The organism is Chitinophaga sp. S165 (genome assembly GCF_003182155.1).
GTDB lineage: Bacteria > Bacteroidota > Bacteroidia > Chitinophagales > Chitinophagaceae > Chitinophaga.
In genome coordinates this window covers 572,619-594,768 of the sequence record NZ_QGTG01000001.1, presented here as the reverse complement: position 1 = coordinate 594,768, position 22,150 = coordinate 572,619, and the positions used below count along the sequence as shown (strand labels likewise).

Below are 22,150 nucleotides of genomic sequence, written 5' to 3'. Positions count from 1 at the left end.
TATTCAGGCGATCTTTTGCATTGGTTGTGGCAGCTCCAGCGGCGTTAGCTGCAATTGAAGACGGACTTCAAAACTACTGCCGTTATGTTGGATGTCAAGGCTGTACTGACCAGGATAGAGCAGGTCCAGCCTTCTCTGCACATTCTTCAGGCCAATGCCGCCGTAATGTACAATGTCGCTGCTTACAACATCTGCAGCACTGTTGGATACCAGGAAATTCAGCTGCCCCTGCTCCTGGTCCAGTTGTATCCTGATCCAGTTGTGCCTGTCCGTATGCTTCGATACATGTTTAAATGCATTCTCCACGAACGTCATCAGGATGAACGGCGCTATGCCCCATTGGCCGCTGTTTTCCTGGTCTATACGTAAACTAACGGACACATTGTCGTTTTGGCGGAGCTTCTCCAGCTCTATGGAATTTTCCATGTAAGAGATCTCTTTGGACAATAGGATCTGCCTGTCATTGCATTCATAGAGTTGGTATCGTAATAACTCTGAAAACTTAGCCAGCGAAGCTGACGCCATATCAGGGTTCTTATGGATCAGGAAGAAAATGGAATTGATCGTATTAAAAAGGAAATGTGGATTGAACTGGTGCTTCAGAAAATTAAGCTCCGTTTCCAGTTTTTCCTTCTCCAGCACTTGTTGCCTCCGCTGCGTCTGCAGCCAGTTCTTGCCAAGTTTGATACTCATCGCGAGTGTCATGGCTGCCAAAGTGGATGGCAACGAAGTACCCAGATATCCGTAGAAACAATCGCCGTTCGCGCCATATGCCTGCTGCATGGTTTGACCGGAAAAGAAAGCACTGAGATAATATCCGGGGATGATCAGCAGCGAAGCAGCAGTGATCGTAAGTAGCAGCGCTACCAGGTATTGAGTGAACCTCCCTTTTGCCAGGTATTTTGGAATGAGATAATAGAGATTGAAGTATACCGCCAGCGCCTGAAACACTACATAAAACAGGAATTTCAGTATGAACGCCGTAAAGAATATCGCCGCAAAAGCCTTTACCGGATTGCCCATTGCTACCGTCCACCAGGTAAAATTATACAACACCCAGAAAGGAAGATGATAAAGTTTATTCCTGATCAACCAGTTCTGCGCTGACGGATTATATAATGAAGCGTTCATTTCATCTGGATTTTAGCTGTAGGGAATACTAAAGGCCTTTCTGGAAGTTACGCCAGTTTCCACCGATTTTAAAGTAATACTATTTGAACTGCAGGAAATAATTGACCAAATGTTTCCCTGGCTACAGGAGAGGTCCTCTCCCACCATTTTGGTCATTTTTATGTGCCTTCCGACCCGTTTGCTGCACTTTATCAATCCATTCCTGCTGGTGGTCATTCTCTTTTTTTAAAGCCTTCCGCCGCTCATTTCTTTGCAGTGACATATCAGGTGTAAACAGCCCTCTTCGCGGCTGCTGAAGTAGAATGGTCCCCTTTAAATCAATGAAATATGAAAAGATTATTGTTCTTCCTGTGCTGGGTATTGCTTACGCAGACTACATTCGCACAGATCTCCGGCAGCTTTGCTACTACCACAGGACAACCAGTCCCTTTTGCCAATGTGCTGCTGCTGAACGGAACAGATACTACCCTTGTGAAAGCAGTACTGACAGACGAAAAGGGAACTTATCGCATAGAGGGTACTCCCTCCGGAAAGTATCTCCTCCGCTTTAACAGTATGGGTTTTCAAACCTGGAACTCCCCTGTATTTGAACTAAGCGCACAACAGAAGGTGCACGATTTCGGGCGCCAGGTAGTTAATGATAACTCGCGTCAACTGGGAGAAGTGGTCATTGAAGCAGAAAAGCCACTATTCCAGCAACGGGCGGAAGGCATGGTGGTCAACGTACAAAGCAGCCTGCTTACAAAAGGCAGTACCGCACTTGCCATCCTGGAACGATCTCCCGGGGTAATGATCGATTACCGGAACAATAATATCGCCCTGAATGGAAAAGGCGGTGTCTCCGTTATGCTCAACGGTAAGCTGATACGTATGCCACTGGAACAACTCGTAAATCTGCTGAACGGTATGAGTGCTGATGATATCGATAAGATAGAACTGCTCAGTACTCCCTCGTCTAAATACGATGCAGAAGGCAGCGCTGGTATGATCAACATCGTATTGAAAAAAGACAAACAGCTGGGCACTAACGGCACTGTTTCATTAACAGGTGGTTATGGCTATAAAGAAAAGGCTGCCGCCAGTATCAGCCTGTCGCACAATAGCGCGAAGATCAACAGTTATGGCTCTTATAACTATTCATTCAATCGTAGTTACAGCGATTTTGAAGTACTCAGTTACCAGGATATGCCCGTCTTTGGCGGAAAAATGGAAGTCCTGGGCTGGGATACGACAAACCTCCGGCAACATAACCACGACATCACACTGGGCGCTGATATAAAACTAAACCGGAAAACAACCATAGGCGCTAATCTTACCTACAATGCCAGCAAGGCGTCAACAGTCAATACTCCTGCTGCTTACTACCGTCTCCTGCCCGATTCCCTGCTTACCTTTGATGGGAGAATTGACAGGGAGAACCGCTGGCGTAATCTCATATCATCTGTTTACCTGGAAAAGGAACTGAACCCCACCTCAAAGATCAATATAGACATGGATTATCTCTATTTTAAGAATGATAATCCGTCACAGGTATACAGCTCCCTGCTCAATGAGAACGGCAAACCGGTAAACGCTAATGACAGCCTGTTTTCTCCTCACCAGCAAGGCTTTGGCAATACTGTTATTCAGGTGGGCGTACTTAAAACGGATTACAGCAAACAGCTTAACGACAAGATAAAACTGGAAGGCGGTATCAAAGGTACCTATACCAACAGCAATACCTTATCCCGCATAGAGAGCCTGATAGACGGCCATTGGGTTAACAGGACCGAGACGATCAACGAAATGCGTATGAAAGAAGGTATCGCGGCTGCATATGTTTCGGCTAATATACAGCTATCGCCATCCATTAGTCTGACTGCCGGGGCCAGATATGAATATGCCCGTACTACTATGGATGATACGAAAACAGACAAACATACTGTGGACAGAAAACTCTCCACCTTATTCCCGAACATCTTCCTCTCCAAAAAGCTGAACGGGCATTCCGATCTGCAATTATCTTACACAAAAAGGATCAGCAGACCGTCTTATAATGACCTCGCTTCTTTTGTCGCTTATAGTGATCCTACGGCCGTTTACGCTGGTAATTCACTCCTGAAGCCAACTATTACGAACAATATCAAGCTGGGGTATAGCTACGACGCTTATATTTTTTCATTGCTCTTCAGCAGGGATGATCATCCCATTGCACGTTACCAGTTAAGTGAAAGCCCGGCAGCTAATATCCTGTACGTGTCACCACAAAACCTTGTTTACCAGAATAATATCACCTTTCAAACCACGCTCCCATTTAAGGTAAATAACTGGTGGGACATGAGCTATAGCTTTACTGGCGGTCTGCGGCAATTTAAAGCAGATCACACTTTACAACCTGTTACAAAAAGTTACTTCGGATATTCCCTGAACTTTACTGAGACGTTCAAACTTCCTGCAAATTTCTCTGCGGAATTGACCGGCTGGTACAATTCTCCTTTCTACAACGGCACTATAAAAGTCGGCAGAATGGGTACAGTAAGCGCTGGTGTGAAAAAGGAGCTGAAAAATAATGCCGGTAGTCTTCAGCTATCTGTATCAGATATTTTCACCACCATGAGCTTCAATGTTGATTACGGCACTATTACTGAAGAAGCTTTCCACATAAAAAATCATTTGACGATCAGGCAGGAGTCCAGCCGCTCCCCTATCTTCAGGCTGTCCTGGTCAAAACCCTTTGGTACAGGCACTTTGAAGACTACGAAGAAGGAGAGTGGGTCAAAAGACGAAAGAGACAGGATCAGGAAGGATTAACCACTCCCCTCCTGCCCCTTTCAGTCGGCTACTTTCCTTTATGGTCGCCGGTTTTAACGATCTTTAGGTCTGCCGGGGGAGTTATGATATCTTCTGCCACCGGTACGAAATCGATGCTGGTGGCAGTAAAGCTCATTTTTTTACTTTCCAGTCCCAGTATCACGCCCTTATCGGTAAACTGCCCCAGTGGCGTACCCGCTTTCAAGGGCAGTTCTGTCGTATACCAGATGGTACGCATACCGTCCTTTGACTTAAACGTAAGCTTCCGGCAGTTATAATCCAGGATCTTTTTCGTGTCCGGATGTTCTACTTCCTTATCGCTGTCCTTGTCTTGTTCAAATACGGCCTTTTCAACAAGCACCGCCGGGTTCTTTGTTTTATCTACCCACCAGAGTGTTTTCTTGTCCAGGTCCACATACCGCTCGTTACCATCGTCTGTAGCCACTTTGATACTTGAGCTGACGCCGTCTTCCTCTTTTTTAACTTCATCATTAAAGTAAGCTTTGAGGCGTTGTCCTTTGTATATCAGTTCTGCTTTTTCAATAACCGATTCCGGTATCAGGTCTTTATACTGCATCTGATCAGGCTTTAAAGACGCATGAACATGATAAACGATCTCATAATGGATCTGTCCCTGTGTTTTATCCTGTGCGAAACTGTATTGCTGTACCAAGCCTACACCTGTAGTAAGAAGCAGTGCACGAAGAATGTGTTGCATATGTGATTATTTAAATTGTTAGTGACTATTGTTTTTTGAAATGACGCAGTTTACAAATGAGGCTCAGCATATAGTAGCGGCCCAGCACATTATTCTGCCTGTCTTCCGTATACCCGTTGCGCGCCAGCCTGTTAAAGCTCTTATTCCGGTTCAGCAGGTCACGCCCTTCCAGGCGAAGAGAGAACTGTTTGCTGAGATCCTTGGCAATACCGGCATTCAGCAGCGCTACCGTATTATTGTACGCCGCACTAAGGCCGGTGGTGGTATAACATTCCAGACCTGCATCAGCACTCATTTTCCAGGGCAGTGTAGCCATCAGGTCCAGACCATAGTTCAGGAACCAGTATTGCTGATTGGCGTTCGGATTAGCCCTGGATCGTCTGTCATTCCAGGTAGCATCTCCTCTTAGCGTCACACTAAGATTGTTGACAGGATAATAATTGAAATTGAAATCCGGCGTAATACCCCATTGCCTGATATCATCGGCAATGGCATTAAAATAACCGGGATACCTATTGTAGGACAATTCCGCGCCAAAGCTCAGATCAGAACCATTGCCTCCAAAGGGAACAGAGCGCTCTCCATGAAGGCTTCCTGAGAAATAGCCATTGGCGTTAATGGGCGAAATGATTTGTCTGCCACTGCTGTCAATTGCATAGGCATCAGTGAACTGGTCCCTGATCGTGGACATGCGCAACTGCACATTGGTGAACGTATTCCTGTAAACGTTGTTTGCCAGGTAAGCCAGTGTCATACTCTGATTAACAGCCTGTTTCAGTCCTGGATTTCCTCTCTTTATATAAAGCGGATCGCTGATGTCTTCCAGTGGGCGCAGCTGATTAAGCCCCGGTAAAACAGCATTACTGTTATAGTTAAGCGTCAGGTATTTTGACTTCGAAAAGCGGTAGCGTGCATAGAGATGTGGTAACAGCGTGTTATAAGACCCATTGAGACGATACGTCTTATAGTCAGAATTTCCCTTCAGATGACTATTCTCGATACTCAGCCCCAAAGTATAGTTAAACTTCTTATAACGGCCGGCAATAGCCACATCGGCGATATTCCTTGTAATCGTGCTATTATAAATATCGCTATACCGGTCATCTATCAGCGAATAACTGCCATCAGCATGATTGATATTGTAGGCCAGTTGTTTATAATCGCCCTGACTGATATTAAACTGTTCTGTCAGTCGCAGGGCCGTATGTTTTGAAAGCTGTTCTGTATAGACCAGGTTATTGTTCAACGAATAGTTGTCGGAATGCCCCGTCATCTGCTGATTAATACTGTCTATCGTTCCCAGGTTATGATACTGGTTCCGGGAGATGTTCAGGGAATTATTCTCCAGCTTTAAATATTCCGGCGTAACCGTAATGGAGAATGTCCGGCCGGGTTTATTAAAACGGTGACGGTACAGGATGTCGGCACTTGCATTCGTATTGGTATTCCTGCTGTTCAATGCCTGTTCACCTTCATTGAGTAGTAGCGTATTATCCGCATTATAGGAACGATAACTTCTGTTGCTGTTGAGGATAGCTGTGTTGTTGTTTATAACCGGTGATAGCTTTAGTGAATTGTAATCGTCCAGCTTAATATCAATCGCCGCATTACCACGATGGTTATTATTCTCCTGTTGTGAAATTCCCTGTTGCAGATAATTATAAGCAGTATCCGGCAGCAGGTAATGGCGATCGTAATTAAAGTTATTGCGTGAGGTGAAACGATTATAGAAATAACTGCTGCGTAACTTAAGCACATCATTCCAGTCATTATTGCAGTTCACGCCACCATACTGTGTATTGTTGATACCTGTAGGACGCGCCAGTTGCGCCTTCTCCGAAGGATCGTCACTGTTAATTGTTACCCCCTTCATCTTACTAAGTTCAGCAATGGCAGCAGCAGGCAGATTATTGAATAACTCCGGATTGGAGCTAACCATCCTTATCAGCTCAGAAGCTGAGAAGCCGGACTTGTTAACGTTGTTCGCCTTGAATAGAAGTGAAAGTTGTTGTTCCCCCACAAGACTGTTGATATTCAGTCCGCCGTCATACTTGCCGTCCGGTCCGATGCCTGCGGAGATGTTCCCGAAATAGCCTTTTTTACTGTTCTTCTTTGTAACAATATTGATGGTCTTTACTTTATTGCCATCGTCAATACCGGAGAATTCTTCCTGGTCGCTTGCCTTATCCAGCACCTGCACTTTAGACACCATATCCGCAGGCAGATTTTTAGTAGCAATTGTCGGATCATTCCCAAAGAACTCTTTTCCGTCCACCAGTACTTTTCCGACTGTTTCTCCCTGTGCCGTAATATTACCTCCCTGGTCCACCTTCACGCCGGGTAACTTCTTCAACAGATCTTCCACTACCGCATTCTCCTTCGTTTTAAATTGTGCCGCGTTGTATTCTACCGTATCGCCTTTCATACGGATGGGTGTACGGCTTTCAACGACCACTTCTTTCAGGTCGCGTACCCTGGGCTTAGCGGTATCTGTCCGCACGCTATCCTTGTTTTGGGCAAACAGGCTGACAGTAACTAATAACAGCAGACTAAAAATGGTAAAACTTCGCATGGTCCTTTTATGTTTACAGACCATGCAAAAGTAGCTGTGAGTGCTATGGAAGAAGGTTAACGAGTACAGGAATAAAGTTAATGAATGTTAATCTGCCGCTTGTGTTAATACACCAGTTTATATCCCAGTCCACGTACATTGATCAGTTGTACAGATGGATCGTGTTGCAGGTACTTACGGATCTTGCTGATATAAACGTCCATATTACGGGCGTTGAAGAAGTTATCATCTCCCCACAGCTCCAGCAGGATATTCTTACGGTGGGTAGTGACATTAGGCCGTTCCGCCAGCATTTTCAGTATATCGGCTTCCCGTAACGAGAGACGGACCTGTTCCTTCTCATGACGTAGCTCCTGCCTGTTATGGTCGAAGGTATAACTTCCCAGCAGATAGATCCCCGTATTAGTTTTAGCGGGAGACGGCGTAGTATTGGGTTGTGTACGTTTTAATAATGTTCTGATCCTCAGCATAAGCTCTTCCATGCTGAAAGGCTTTTTCATATAATCGTCCGCCCCTGTCTGCAATCCTTTGATAACATCCTGTGTCTCACTTTTAGCCGTCAGGAAGATCACCGGCGTTTGCTCATCCACAGCGCGGATATCCTTCACCAGCGAAATACCGTCTTTTTTAGGCATCATGATGTCTATCACACATATATCAGGACGGAACGACAGATATTGTTCCCAGCCCTGCACGCCATTCTCCGCGAGGCTGATCTGAAAGCCATGTGCCTCCAGTGTTTCTTTCACCACGCCCGCCAATACTATCTCATCTTCAACCAGCAGCAGCTTGATCTTTTTCATATTTCGGTAATTGGAAAATAAAGGTAGTGCCATTGCCGGGAGTACTGCTAACGCTGATACTCCCCTGTAATTGATGCAATAGTGCTTTCACATGACTCAGTCCCAGACCATATCCTTTTATGTCATGCCTGTCGCCCTGCACCACACGGTAAAACTTATCATACAGGAACGGCAAATGCTGTTTCTCAATACCGTTCCCGTTGTCTTTTACGGTGAAACTATAATGCCCTGTTGTCTCTTTCACATGAATCAGGATCTCCTTATGCGGCTTATCGTTGTACTTCACCGCATTGTCGAGCAAATTGGAAAGAATGGTATTGAACGCAGTTACATCAGTAAAAAAGGTACCGTCCTGTATGTCGAACTGCTGTTCTATGGTCAATCCGGGTAAGTGAGAGAAACGGCCGGCGGCATCGGCCACCAAGGTATTAATATCCGCCCTTGTAACAGACAGTGGTTGTTGTTCCTGTTCCTCCCTCGTCACCTGCATGATCTTGTCGATCAGGTCCTGCAGTTTGTCAAGCTCGGTTTTCGAATGGCGGAGGTAACGTTCCGTTTTATCCGGATCATTCATACCCCGGAAGGTCAGCAATGCTTCATTGGTAGCCTGTAAGATAGAAACTGGTGTTTTCAGTTCATGTGTAACATGGCTGATGAATTCCCGCTTCATATTCTCCAGTTTCTCCTGGCGCAGAATGATCCGCCACAAGATCCAGATACAGCCTGTAATAAGAAAGGCGACGAATATGGAAAGAATGATGGCGCTGCTCATTTTCTTCAGCAGATAACTGGGCAGCCCGATGAACTGTACACCCATCACCCTGTTGGGGTTATTCAAACCGGGATAGATGAGCAAGGTAGGACGGTTGCTGATCGTATCGATTTCCTTGTTATTGGCCAGGACCCTGAATGCCAACGGAATATGCTTCTTGTCCAATTCCTTCCTGTAGTTTTTATCCAGGGTATCCTTATCCGGTATAACATCCGTAAAGGATGAAAAGATGGTGGATATAAAATGAGACAGTGGAGAGCCGCTATCCAAAGACAGGTTCCTGTTAGCCGCAGAAGTATCCATGTGAATGCCTTTTCCCAAAGGCTTCTCCGTAGTATCATATGTGATGCGCGCTCCCGACACATGGCCCGGGGGCAGCGGTGTACTGTCCGGGATGTCGTTTATGCCTATCGAGGCCTGAATACTATACTTTTTCAGCGGCTGCGATGTATCTCCGCCATACAGCTTCGCAGTAACAATGATGGTGTTATCATAAGCATTATGGAAAGCCTCCGTAGCAGTAGCTACAAAAGCCTCCTGCTGCGACTGGTACGTTTGCCGTAGCCAGTACGATTGAAACAGCAGTACCGTCAGTAATGCCGGCATAGCTATCCACCATATTCTTTTCCTGATCTTACCCATATTCCCGCAAATTTAACCATCCCGTACTTCCGGCAGCCGTTTCTTTAACAATCGTTAACGTTTGTTCACATTTGATTGTATCTTTCCGGCGCTTAAAATACTGACATGATCATCGATACTTTAAAGAACGCACAGCTTTATTACGGCCTGGGTAGCAGATTTGTAAAAGCTTTTGAATATCTGCAGCAGACGGACTTTTCCAAAGTGGAAAAGGGTAAATATGAAATTGACGGTACGGATATCTTCGCCATTGTGAATGAGTACGATACGATATCTACTGAAGGCGAGCAGATGGAGTCACATAAGAAGTATATCGACGTACAATATATTGTGAGCGGTGAAGAACTGATCGGGCATGATTTCCTGAAAAGTCACACGCCTTCTAAAGCCTACGACGAAACAGCAGATTTCATGCTGTTCGGAGAAACGCCCACATTCTTTTCAAAGCTGGAACAGGGCATGTTCGCCATCTTCTTCCCTACCGATCTGCACATGCCGAATATCAAGGTAAAAGCTCCTGTTCCTGTAAAGAAAGTAGTGATTAAGATAAGCACCGCATCTCCGGAATGATGCCAATGCTATAAGCCAAATACACTTTTATTTTGACGCGTTAACAACGCGGATTTTTCGTTTCAGATGATCTTATTTTCTGATCACATCACAAAGTTAATTAGAAAAGAGATGCGGGAAATACGGATTTTTTCGTACATAACAAGCTGTTTTTCAATAGAATGTAATAATTTCCGGATAAAGGCATATAAAGTGTTTATCTTCAGTTGATGTTCGCTTTGATATCGCTTATGTATCGCTTAGATACCGCTCATCCTACGTTAATCCTACGTTCATGAACGTAAGATTAACGTAGGATGAGCGGTATCTAAGCGATACATAAGCGAACATTAACCGGTAAAAAAGCTACTCCCGGATAGTGCTCTTATCACTCAATGCCAGGCGCGCTATTTCATCTTTCCTTTTGAAAACTACCCCCTCATGTTTTTGCATATAAGTGAACAATCGCTTTACCTTTTCAGGATGACCCTGATAAAAAAAATCTACTATATATATTAAAAATAATATTATTTTGGGTCCCGTCTTTAATGTTGTTAGCTCATGCGATTTATAAAGCAAACGAAGCTTTTTTTCAGGGAGGGGAACTCTGACAAGACCTATGAGATTGATTTATGTGAAGTTGGCCCCGGACAATACATAGTAAACTTCCGCTACGGTAAGCGGGGAAGTGCATTGAAAGAAGGTAGCAAAACGGTGTCCCCGGTGGACCTCCCGTCAGCAACCGCTATCTATGACGCACTTGAAAAGGAAAAACGCTCCAAAGGGTACGCCGCCGAACAGGATGCTGGTCCGGTAGCGGAATTTGTTCCTCCTGATACTTCACAGGTGGGCAACCCTGCTCATATTGCTATTCTCAAACGCCTTGAATATGCCCTGAAGCGGCATTCGAAGTTCAAAACAGAATGGAAGACTTCCCGTGTTATCTGGAAGGCAGGTGAATTGCGTATCAAAGAAGCAGCGCCTTATATTACCAAACTAATTGAGCGCGAAGATACCATGCAGCGTTATTCGTCGCTGTGGGCGTTGGGGCGTTGCGGTAGTGAGGCAGATATTCCTACGCTGAAAGCATATGCGGAAAATACGACCTACCCTTACTATCAGCGTCAGATAGCGGTACACGCACTACTGTTGCTGCTGTCTGAAGATGGTCGCAAGACTTATATAGAGCAATTTGAAAAAGGATTGCCACCGGAATTCCAGGAAGCGGTACGGTCGGGCGATAAACTGCAATTGAGCCGTTTACTGAATGAAAGAATAAAGCTCCTCGTACAACCGGCGTATCCGGTGCTGGAAGAGCTTTATATAGTAGGTATCACAAATCCTGTCGTAAGAGAAGTATTATTGCGATTTCTCGCTACACTGCCATTGAAAAACAACTTCTTCCAGCATATCCGTCACCTGTTCAAACAGGCGGAATTGAGGGACGATCACGAGCTGGTAGCTATGCTGACAGAACGTTTTGAAAGAGAACAGGAAGCTGCGCAGGATTATTCTCTTCCAAGTAAAAAAAGAGCTTATTCAAAACATACCCGTCTCTATCTGCGCCGCCGTGTGCTGAGAAGATTGAAGCGGATGGGCCAACAGGATGATATCCAGTATGTAAGGTTTGCAACGGCCATGTTGTTGCAATACGACGCGGATAAACAGACAGGCCCTGTGTATCAGCTTTACGGCTGGGGCGGTGGTCCTTACAATAGTATTTACAGTCCTGCTACCAAGAACTATCCAGCCAATGCAAGAGCGGTGTTGCTGCATTATATCCTGCAGGGTAATAGCAAAGAAGTAGCATTTGATGGTACGTTATGGTTCATTCCTGCCAATGATCAAACACAAGCAAACAAAGCAAATAAGGAACAAAATAAAGGGGAAAGTCTGCTGAAGAAAGTTGCATCCCTCTTCAGGAGCGGCCGTAAACATGCAGATGTACAGCCTACTATTTCAGCGGAACAGGTGACTAAGGCCGAGACAAGTGATGTACCATTCCTTCATTTATGGCGTCAGTTGCCACAGGCATTCATTCAGCTGCTTGTAAAAGGAAAACTGGATGAGGTCCATGACTTTGCCTTACATCAGTTACTGCAACATCCTGACTACAATGCGCTGAAGGAAAAGATGGACAGTCATGTGATACGCGCACTGTTGGGCAATCCATTCCGCCTGCCGCAGGAATATGGTTTGCAGCTTGCCAGGGAGAAGTTTGATGTCAATAATCCATCTCTGCCGATAATACTTGCACTGTTATGCAGCACGTCCGCCGAAGCACGTGAGCAGGGGCTGGAATGGATAGCAGCAAGACCTGATCTTTGTTTCGCAGATATTGATTTTGTCCGTGAATTGATCCTCTGTCCGCATGAAGACGTACGCGCTTTTGCAAAAGCGCAGCTGGGACAGGCTAAACTCACAGAAGATAAAGTGAAACTGCTGGCGGTTAAGGTCATCTCCTATCTCCTGTCTGTCACTGAAGCTGATGACAAGACCAATGATGATCTTACAGATAGCTGCCGCATCCTCGAACAATACTTCGGTCATGCGCTGGTACACCTTGATTTCAAGATCATGGAAGATCTGCTGCAGAGCAAGTTGCCAGCGGCACAGGCATTCGCAGCCCGCCTGCTGATCCTCAAGAAAAGACAGTTCACGCTCGATCATATTACCGACAGCCTGTTGCACAGTTTACTGGATCACAGCTACCAGCCGGTAAGAGCGGCCGGTATTGACGTTATCTCCGCCATCAGTGAAACGGAGCTGGTTAAACGTCACGGATTGCTGTTATACTGTTGTACCGCGCCTCATACTGATGTGAGGAATGCAGTACGGCCATTACTGAAAAGGCTCACCACACAATTTGCGGACCTCGCGGTATGGCTGGTGAATGAACTGGTGCCATTGCTGATGCGTAAGGAAACTTCCGAAGGACTGCATGCAGACCTGGCTGAAATGCTCAGTAATGAACTGGTTAGTCACCTGCAGGATATTGATCAGGCGACCGCACTGCGCTTATTATATTCAAATTACCGTCCGGCCCAGGCATTCGGTATAGTGGTGTTGGAAAAATATATCCCGGCGGATAACCTGACCATCAAGCAGGTCATTGCAGCAGGCAATCATGAATTGCAGGCAGTGAGGGAATGGTGCTGGCGTTTCTTCGAACAGCATGTTACCCGCATCCGTTATGAAAGAGATGCAGCCGTAGCCCTGCTGGATGCGACCTGGGATGATACCCGCGAGTTTGCAGCGAACTACTTCCGTAGTCAGTTTGAAGCTGCAGACTGGTCGCCTGAGTCGCTCGTAGCTGTTGCTGACAGCGTGAACCCACACGTACAGGCCTTTGGCCGGGAACTGCTCACCCGCTTCTTCCAGGAGCAGGATGGCACGGTTTACCTGATGAAACTCAGCCAGCATCCTACAGTCACAATGCAATTGTTCGCCACCAATTACCTGGAGAATTATGCAGCAGATAATCTGTCCTATCTGAAGGAGCTTGAACACTACTTCAGGTCAGTGCTGTCAAGAGTGAACAAGGCACGTGTGGCAAAGGAAAGGATCTTCAACTTCCTGGAAAAGGAAGCACTGAAATCGAGAGAAGCAGCTGCATATATTGGCGACATTATTACAGATATATCCGCAACGGTAGCCATCGGCGATAAAGCCCGCTGTATTGCCATCATGCGTAACATCCATCAGTTGTATGCTGACCTGGCATTGCCGGTAAGATTCACTGAATTTCCCATGAAACAATCTTAAACCCTGGAAGATGTTATTTAACTACAGATACAGCGGACAAAGTGAGGTATACAGCAATGCGACATCAGCGGGAATATCTTTTGCGCCCGATACCCGTAGAGACCCGACATACTTTGCCGGTAAGCTGCATAAGAAGATCGCGTTCCGTGAGGCTATCTCTGCATTGCATGACGTGGTAGTTTCTGACCTGCGTTTCAAACCCAAAGACAAAACTGCCTATAAAGAATGGGCTGCTCAGCAGGAATCGATCTGGCTGGCCCAATACATGGGACAATATGATGCAGAAGCTGCCAACAGCCGTATCAGTTTCCTGAACGAGGAATTAAGCAGCATATACCACGAGAAAGAAAGAACGATGGCGCCATATTACAAAGCGCGCAAAGCCTATTTCGATTATCTGTATCAAAAGGACAGAGATGCCTGGTTCGTACTGGACCCTGTTATCAGCGTACATCCGGACGAGATCTTCTTTGAATGTTTCAGCCAGGACGAATCCGCTTATGGTAAACTGAGCGCCAGCTATAACGTATTCAAAGAGGTGAACGAGTTTAAATGTGGTACGACCAACATTGACTACTCTGCCGCCCTGTATAATGAGTTCCAGAAGATCCGTGATTATAAGGAAACGACCTTCACTGTAGATCCTGCCGGTTTCTCCGTGCAGACCACCCAGGAAGAGATGTTCCGTGAAGTGAAGATAGACCTGCCCGACAGCTGGGTGCGTGGGTTCCTGCAGGTTAGTTCTGCAATGACATTACCAGCCGCCAGCTTTGACCTGCATCCTATGGACGTATACAACTTCTGTAGCTGGCTGCGCAGGTTCAAGGAAAAGAAAGGACCGCGTTCTATCCGTTTCGTACTGGACCCCGGTAAACCGGTGAAGGCCATCTTCGAGCCGTGGAACAAGGAGATCGAATGTGCACGTTCTATCTATACAGGTCCGCAACGCAGGGAGATCCGCATATGGGGCCGCAGGCGCATGCTCATCCTGGAGCGACTGATACCGGTAGCAAAGAAGTTCACCGTACACCTGACAGGCAGCGGATTACCATCTTTCTATGTGGCTGATCTGGGAGACATGCAATTCACATTAGGTCTCTCCGGATGGACAGCGAACGACTGGTCACGTGCCGGACAGTTTGACCTCATGGCGCCAAGAGCAAGTGTGGAAGACGCTACCAAACTCCGTGTGTTCAGTGAGCTGCAGCAGATGTGGTTCGGCAAACCGGAAGAGATCTCCGCGAGAACAGGCGTATCTGTTCCTGAAGTACTCGCGACACTGGGTATCTATACACAAGCCGGAAAAGTGATCTATGACCTGCATACAGGTTACTATCGCTTACGTGAGCTCAGTCAGGACCCATTGCCGCTTGACCAGTTAAGGTTCTCCAATCCGAAAGAAGAATCAGCAACACGATTGGTCACAGCAGGTAAGATCAGGTTTTCTGCACAACAGGTGCCGTCAGTTGGTTTACAGGTGGAAGGACAGATAACGGCAGATCGTCGTTCATACCATCCTGTTATTGTGATAGACGGCGACGAGAGAATGAGCACAGGCCATTGCGATTGTTATGATTATATCACTAACAAGTTGTATAAAGGGCCTTGTGAACATATGCTGGCACTGCGTATGACGTACGAACAAAATAAAAATAACAATAACGCATAAGCGGAATAAAAGAAAAGTGAGCAGGTAGAAAGAAATGAAAGAAAAAAATGCAATATGTATTTGCACTTTAAATAAATCTCTCTATCTTTCGCATCAGAAAAAAAGATCTTTGTAAAGAGGAAATGATTGCACTTGCGCCTGGTTTCAGGAAGAGTGATGTTTCGTCACTCAGGTAACATGACATTTTCATGCTTCACTAAATGCAATCTTTACTTTGGGAGGGGGCTACCTACCGGACATTTACGGTACGAGCCCCGGGGGCTTCAAATATCCGGTAGGTAGCCCCCTCCCTGGAGTTGATTGATTTAGTCAATGGCTTGCACGAAGGCCGTTTCCTCTTTACATTGTTTTTCCTGTTGAACCCTTCTCCCCTTTCTTCTCTTCCCATCATTAGCATCAACAACGTATTATCTTTTATCAGCAATAAACCGTCTGAAAGATTATGGCAGAAGGATTGACGCGTCAGCAACTATATGACCGTATCAGAGCATCTACCAAAGATGAAGTCATCCTGGCAGAAATGACCCGCCTGGGTTTCTGGAAACCCAATACGCTTATGCCTTCGCCTTCGGAGGTATTGATCCGTAAGGAAAGCGAATTACGCAGAGAGCTCAACCAGTTGCTGGATGAGAAACGCCGTTACCAGAACAGGGAAAGGATGCTGATGGAAATGCGTAAACAACGTATGGCCGCAGCTAAAGCCAAAAGAGCGGAAACAAAACTGCGCAATGAAGAAAAGCGTAAGGAGAAAGCCGCACTCTGGGCACAGCAAAAAGAACATCAGATCGTTTACCTGGGAGAAGATGTATCCCAGGGACTTAATAAAACTGTTTCCGATACAGAACGCCTCACGACAGCAGGCTTGCCTGTCTTGCATGACGGCGTAGCACTGGCAGCGGCAATGGGCATCAGCCTCGGTAAACTGCGCTTCCTCTCCTTTAACAGGAAAGTTGGGCATGTTACGCACTACAAGCGATTCTACATACCTAAGAAGTCCGGTGGTAAACGCCTGATCTCAGCACCGATGCCACAACTGAAAGCCGCTCAGTACTGGATCCTTGAAAACATCCTGTATAAGGTGCCAAACAGTGATGCAGCACATGGATTTGTACCTGGAAGATCTATCGTAACGAACGCAGTTCATCATGTGGCGCAGGATATCGTGATCAATATCGACCTGCGCGATTTCTTCCCGACCATCGGGTATAAACGTGTAAAAGGAATGTTCTGCAAACTGGGTTACAGTGAACAGGTGGCTACTATCCTCGCGTTGTTGTGCACAGAACCGGAAGTAGACCAGGTAGCGCTTGATGGAAAGGATTATTATGTAGCCAATACGGACCGGCATCTGCCACAGGGCGCACCTTGCAGTCCCGCTATCACTAATATTATCTGCTTCCGCCTGGACCGACGTTTTGAAGGACTTGCCCGCAGGTTTAATTATACTTATACCCGCTACGCGGATGATATGACATTCTCCGCTAAAGATACTGCTGCAGACGATGCCGGTAAGCTGATATGGGGTGTGAAACAGGTGGTAAAAGAAGAAGGCTTTGTGATCCATCCCGACAAGTTGAAGGTGATGCGGAAAGGTGATAAGAGAGAAGTGACAGGTATTGTGGTTAATGACAAGTTAAGCCTTGACAGAGATACTTTACGTAAGTTCAGGGCCTTGCTGCACCAGATCTCTGTATCCGGACTGGCAGGTAAACAATGGGGCAAAGGAAATATTGTAAGCAGTATCGAAGGTTACATTAACTATGTATCAATGGTGAAACCTGAAGCAGGCAAACAGCTGAAAGATAAATGGCTGCTCCTGCTGAACAGGGATGATATCAAGGCACAGGCACGTGCATCAGCTGTGCAATCCGATATACCGCCTGCTACGCCTGGAAATAACGACACAAAGAAAGAAGGCGATAAACCCTGGTGGGACGTTGTATAAAGTAATGAAAACAGAAAGGCCCGTGTACTAAATGTATACGGGCCTTTTTTATAAATAGAGGATTAGTAAATCTCTGATGATAAAATTAAGCATTTTTATTGATTAAACGGATGCATATCGATCACGGTATCATTTCTGTAATAAGTACCTAATTGCCGTTGACCTTTTTCATTGAAGGTGATCGTTGGTCCGTCTTTCTTATTGCTCTTATAAAATTGAATGGCCGCTACCTGCTGATTGTAACTAAAGACCTTTACATAAGAACGCGTTGTGTCTTTGTTGTGTGTGTATACTTCCGTCCTGGCGTAAACACCTCCTTGTCCCTGTAGTGTTTCAGTAAGCTTGTAATCTGACGTATCAGCCAGTGCATATGGATCATTGGATGCCGGGGTTGTTGTTTGCTGACATGCATAACAACTGAAGAGCGCAACGATGGTAATGGATATGTAATATTTCATGTGGTGGAATTATCCCGGCAATCTATTTAGATTTTCTGAAAAAGATCTTCAGGCAGAAAGAAATCTTAAGTCATTAACAACCAGTTAACTTTTTCTTCAGCGTATTGAACTATTTTACACGGGTGTATGTTAAATAGCTATAATATAGCTCGCTTATCTAATTAATATTCGATCCAACTAACCGAAATCAGCATTCGTTACAACTTAAAGATTGTATGACACCATCTATCTTGACACCCCTTGTATCCTCGCATGGTAAAATGCAGGATGCGTTACCGCTTTATTGTGATCTTAAACGCAGGTGCCATTTTCCGCAGGCAAGGCCGCCAGGCGGCAACCTGAACCAGACAGCCGCTCTACACCACGTAATGCACGTGCCATGGTAGCTTCCCGGACCTGCCTATTGTATCTTAACAAAAATAATATGTGGGCCAACTAAATAAAAATTGTTAAAAAGTATACTGATTATACTAAGTGATATAATTTCGAATGTATGTAAATTGCAGTTGGAACTGGCCCCCAAAATCTATATTGCATATTCATATTACTGACTGACTAGCTAATTAATCCTGAATAGGAAACTCGGAATGGAACTAACTACAAGTTGGGAACCTGTATTATTTCCGTATTTGTATGTCCCCTTAACGTAAATGCTTGGTGCATGAATTTATTACAATTACTAACTACGACTGGCTACAGTAAGGTACCTAATGAAGACGACAGACACACGGTTAAAATAGTGAATACTATTGCACTTATGACTGCTGTCATGTCCGGCGCTTTCGGCCTTTGCTGCTTTATGGCAACCCACAGTGTTGCTATCTCCGCCCCTGCCGCAATAGGCTGCTTTCTATTGTCGGCCGTCATCCTTACCAACTCCCGGGGAAAATATACCGCCGCCGGACTGGCGCTGATCATTATTACCAATGTCAGCATCCAGTACTACAGCGCCATTATGGGCAAAGTAACAGAAGTACATCTGCTGTTCATCTTCCTCCTCGGGCTTTCTCTGATCGTATTTGAAAAGGATAAGCCCAGGCGCGTATTCAGCATCTCCTTCACCATCTTCGCCTTCCTTATCGGCGAGATCAACCTGTACAACGGCTTTATAGTCCCCGTTATGCCACCCCAGGAGCATACGAACGCACAGTTCATTATCAGATGGGTAAGTATTCCGGGGATCCTGCTCCTGGATCTGGTGGTCATCTACTACTACATAAGAAGCATCGACCGGTTAAGGATACGTGAGATGCTCCATGTCAGGCGTATGCTGGATACCGTAAAAGAGCACAACAGGGACCTGGAAGACCTGACCACGGAACTGGTTAAAGCCACTGATGCAAAAACTGTTTTCGTTCGTGAAACCAGCCATGAGATCCGGACCCCGCTCAATGCCATCTTCGGGATCAGTCAGCTGTTGCAGCTCAAAGTAGAGCAGGACCGCTCCCTGGCTCCCATCCGCCAGCTGGCCGACCACCTGTATGCCGCCAGTTGCAATACCCGCGATATCATCAATAACGTACTCGAATTCTCCCGCATTGAAGCAGGCAAACTGGATGTGCCCCTGGCAGCCCCTTTAAATGTTAGGGAATGGATGGAAGATATTGTCAACATGCATCGATATGTAGGAAGCGTCAAAGCCGTTAAGGTCAGCGCGAGCGTTGACAAAGGCGTTCCCCAGACCATCATGGGCGATAAGATCCTGCTTACCAAAACACTGAACAACCTGTTGTCGAACGCCATCAAGTTCTCGCCGCAGGAAAGTACCGTCACACTTGATATTTACAGGAGTGAGTACTGGTTGTGCATCCAGGTCACTGATGAAGGCCCTGGTATCAAAGCCGAAAGACAGTCCAAGATATTTGATGCTTTCGTTACAGAGAGAAATATATTCCTGGAAGGGACCGGACTGGGACTGCATATTACCCGGCACCTGGTGAACAGCATGGGCGGCGAGATCAAAGTGTACAGCAAGGTAGGCAACGGCACTACCTTCACGGTCATGCTGCCCTTAAGGATGCCAACAGAACAATCTTTCAGCAATGCCGTTGACGATGATACCGGCTTCGTGAACCTGACCGATACCAGCATCCTGATCATTGAAGACGATAAAATGAGCCAGATGGTATTGTCCCGCTTCCTGAGTGGTATGGGCAGCCGGATCTTCTTAGCGGCGGATGGTACTGAAGGACTGGAAATGGCGAAGGCTTCCATACCGGATATCATTATCCTCGATTCACATCTTCCCGGCATGAGCGGTAAAGATACGCTGTTAAAGATACGCAGGGATGAAGAGCTGAAGAATATCCCGGTGATCATTGCCAGCGGCGATGCCTTCAAGGAAAACAGTGCGGAACTATTAAGGGCAGGTGCGAATGACTATCTCGTTAAACCGATAGATTTCAAAACATTACACACCACCTTATCTAAATACGTGAGAGCGAATGTTCATCCCTGATCCTATTGTTATCAAAAGTGAGAGGTAAGATTGTCATGTAGCAAAGAGAACGGCCGTCGGATGATCCGGCGGCCGCTCTTTTATTATCTATGGTCAAAGTATTTGTTTAGAATTTAACCCATGCAATACAGGCCTTCTTGTCCTCTCCTTTCCGCGTGATCATGATCGTGGCGTAAGTATATTTTTTCTCATCATAATCTGATGCGCCCAGCATGCAATAATATCCTTTGAATGTTTCAGGCGTTCCGAACAGGAATAACCTTTCCTGGTTAGCATCGGTACATTTGTAACAAACAGTGTTCGCTTCGGTCAGATACCTCATCGGCTTTTTGTCCTGGTAGGTACCTCCCTGGTCCAGGTATGCGAGATAGTCGTTAAAGATGATATAAGTAGCTTTAGGTGTTGGCAGATATTCATATGACAGATAAGGCGTCGTATTCAATACCTGTATCCTGTTACGGAAGAACCACTGCCCTTTTTTCTTACGGTGAAAATACAACGGTTCATAAGTGCCATTCGCCACCTGCATTTTTACCAGCGCATATCCTGCCTGTTCATGACCACCTGCATCTATACGGCTCACACCGATATCGTTCATATTGGTATGCATCTTATTCCAGGAGTTGCTGCCGCTCGTTGCAAACTGGCTCATACTTTCCAGCAGTACGGTACTGCTGCCGTCTGCATATGTGATCAGTTCCTGTGGCTGACCGGCATAAGCAGCTGTATATTTCATTTTCTGTTGTGCAAAGGCAGAAATCTTCTCATTGGTCAGCAGTTGATTAGTTTTAAATGCCAGCGTGCCGGCATCAAGATAGTTCAGGTAACTGGCAGGTACAGCGGCTTTAGCCGACTGGTTATTGGTCGTGGTCAGTAATACCTGCAGACCATTCACTGCAGATGCATATTGTACTGAAGCATGTACATCGGTAAAGTTGGCCGTATATGGCAGGATAGTATGTGTGAAATGATTATCGTCTTTACCAATGGCAGAAATAACAACCACGGCGCTGGTATCTTTCCTGCGATTGTTCAACGCAACGGTAGCAAGATATACTTTGTCGGCTCCCTGCACGGCCATATCCATATAAGCCAGGTAAGGATAGTTTTCAGAAACGGAATAATAACTTTGTTTTATCAGCTGATGATCAGGCGAAAAATGAAGTATTTGTGCTCTTTCCGCGCCTGTCTCCTTACGCTGCAATTCTCCGCCTGCAAAGGAAGCTACGGCGTAGTAACCGCTGTTAGGGTCTTTGGATACATGGAAATCGTGCGAAGCAAAATGGTCCTGTACCATTACGTCCCGGTGCAGTACGGTAGGTAATTCTCCCAGCTTGTCTTCCAGTACCAGTTTACCATTAGTACCGTCCAGTACCAGGCGATATAGATTCGGTTTATATTTTACCAGCTGTTGCAGGAAGATGACGACCTGGTTATTAACAGCGAAGATACCGTCGATCTCCGTATCGTTCAGATTGGAGGCATCCCATAATTTACCTTTGATCACTTCCGTGGCAGTAACCGCACGCTGCTCATTGTAAATGTTTGCGACGATCCCCTGTTTCTTATCGAAATGCAGGTAACAGGTATTTCCGCCGGGTAACATTACCAGTTTATCAAAACCTTCCCCTGGTTCCGGGAATGCTGGGCTAAGCTGTACGGATGGTGCTGTGGTGGGTACTTGGGCGAAAGCCTGGCTGGTGAATAGCAGGAAAAACAGGCCCATGCCTGTCCGGATATATTTCATAGGATAAAGTATGTCGTTCTGATCGTAAAGATATAATATTTTTCAAATGTGTGTCCCGCTGTTATACAAATTACAATCCTCTTAACCTTTTTGTCCTTTGTGCTTGAGTGGCTTTTATTATATTTATGGCT

At 45.9% G+C, this 22,150-nt stretch carries 13 protein-coding genes; 6 read left to right on the top strand and 7 right to left on the bottom strand.

Annotation, left to right across the window (positions count from 1 at the left end; all coding sequences use genetic code 11):
* Window positions 1–3: 3 nt before the first annotated feature.
* Entirely contained in the window at window positions 4–1,131 is a 1,128-nt protein-coding gene (locus tag C7475_RS02230) for a sensor histidine kinase (RefSeq protein WP_110050596.1), read from the bottom strand.
* Between the two features lie 327 nt (window positions 1,132–1,458).
* Between C7475_RS02230 and C7475_RS02225 the strand changes: the two genes are divergently transcribed.
* Entirely contained in the window at window positions 1,459–3,921 is a 2,463-nt protein-coding gene (locus tag C7475_RS02225) for a TonB-dependent receptor domain-containing protein (protein ID WP_110050594.1), read from the top strand.
* 28 nt (window positions 3,922–3,949) lie between these two features.
* Here C7475_RS02225 and C7475_RS02220 read toward each other — a convergent pair whose 3' ends face one another.
* The 4 genes from C7475_RS02220 to C7475_RS02205 all read right to left on the bottom strand — a co-directional run bounded on the left by C7475_RS02220 (window position 3,950) and on the right by C7475_RS02205 (window position 9,428).
* Complete coding sequence (locus tag C7475_RS02220) at window positions 3,950–4,639, bottom strand: hypothetical protein (protein WP_110050592.1); 690 nt, start codon at window positions 4,637–4,639, stop codon at window positions 3,950–3,952.
* 25 nt (window positions 4,640–4,664) lie between these two features.
* Complete coding sequence (locus C7475_RS02215; protein ID WP_158286394.1) at window positions 4,665–7,211, bottom strand: outer membrane beta-barrel protein; 2,547 nt, start codon at window positions 7,209–7,211, stop codon at window positions 4,665–4,667.
* A 104-nt stretch (window positions 7,212–7,315) separates the two neighbouring features.
* Complete coding sequence (locus C7475_RS02210; RefSeq protein ID WP_110050588.1) at window positions 7,316–8,014, bottom strand: response regulator transcription factor; 699 nt, start codon at window positions 8,012–8,014, stop codon at window positions 7,316–7,318.
* Window positions 7,986–9,428: a cell wall metabolism sensor histidine kinase WalK gene (locus C7475_RS02205; RefSeq protein WP_110050586.1), complete on the bottom strand. Its 1,443-nt coding sequence runs from the start codon at window positions 9,426–9,428 to the stop codon at window positions 7,986–7,988. The genes C7475_RS02210 and C7475_RS02205 overlap by 29 nt, the downstream gene beginning before the upstream one ends.
* A gap of 105 nt (window positions 9,429–9,533) precedes the next feature.
* Here C7475_RS02205 and C7475_RS02200 point away from each other — a divergent pair, with 105 nt between their 5' ends.
* From C7475_RS02200 to C7475_RS02180, 4 genes are all read left to right on the top strand, one after another.
* Window positions 9,534–9,998: a YhcH/YjgK/YiaL family protein gene (locus tag C7475_RS02200; protein ID WP_110050584.1), complete on the top strand. Its 465-nt coding sequence runs from the start codon at window positions 9,534–9,536 to the stop codon at window positions 9,996–9,998.
* A gap of 540 nt (window positions 9,999–10,538) precedes the next feature.
* Window positions 10,539–13,742: a HEAT repeat domain-containing protein gene (locus C7475_RS02190; RefSeq protein ID WP_110050582.1), complete on the top strand. Its 3,204-nt coding sequence runs from the start codon at window positions 10,539–10,541 to the stop codon at window positions 13,740–13,742.
* Between the two features lie 10 nt (window positions 13,743–13,752).
* Window positions 13,753–15,411, top strand: coding sequence for a hypothetical protein (locus C7475_RS02185; protein WP_110050580.1), 1,659 nt, complete (start codon window positions 13,753–13,755; stop codon window positions 15,409–15,411).
* 442 nt (window positions 15,412–15,853) lie between these two features.
* The gene (locus tag C7475_RS02180) at window positions 15,854–17,356 is read left to right on the top strand and encodes a reverse transcriptase family protein (protein ID WP_110050578.1); all 1,503 of its coding nucleotides are present in this window, start codon (window positions 15,854–15,856) and stop codon (window positions 17,354–17,356) included.
* A 95-nt stretch (window positions 17,357–17,451) separates the two neighbouring features.
* Here C7475_RS02180 and C7475_RS02175 read toward each other — a convergent pair whose 3' ends face one another.
* Entirely contained in the window at window positions 17,452–17,814 is a 363-nt protein-coding gene (locus C7475_RS02175) for a hypothetical protein (protein WP_110050576.1), read from the bottom strand.
* A 661-nt stretch (window positions 17,815–18,475) separates the two neighbouring features.
* On the opposite strand from C7475_RS02175, the gene C7475_RS02170 reads away from it, so the two are divergent.
* Window positions 18,476–20,272, top strand: coding sequence for an ATP-binding protein (locus C7475_RS02170; protein ID WP_110050574.1), 1,797 nt, complete (start codon window positions 18,476–18,478; stop codon window positions 20,270–20,272).
* Window positions 20,273–20,378: 106 nt separating this feature from the next.
* Here C7475_RS02170 and C7475_RS02165 read toward each other — a convergent pair whose 3' ends face one another.
* Window positions 20,379–22,019, bottom strand: coding sequence for a hypothetical protein (locus C7475_RS02165; RefSeq protein WP_110050572.1), 1,641 nt, complete (start codon window positions 22,017–22,019; stop codon window positions 20,379–20,381).
* Between the last annotated feature and the right edge of the window lie 131 nt (window positions 22,020–22,150).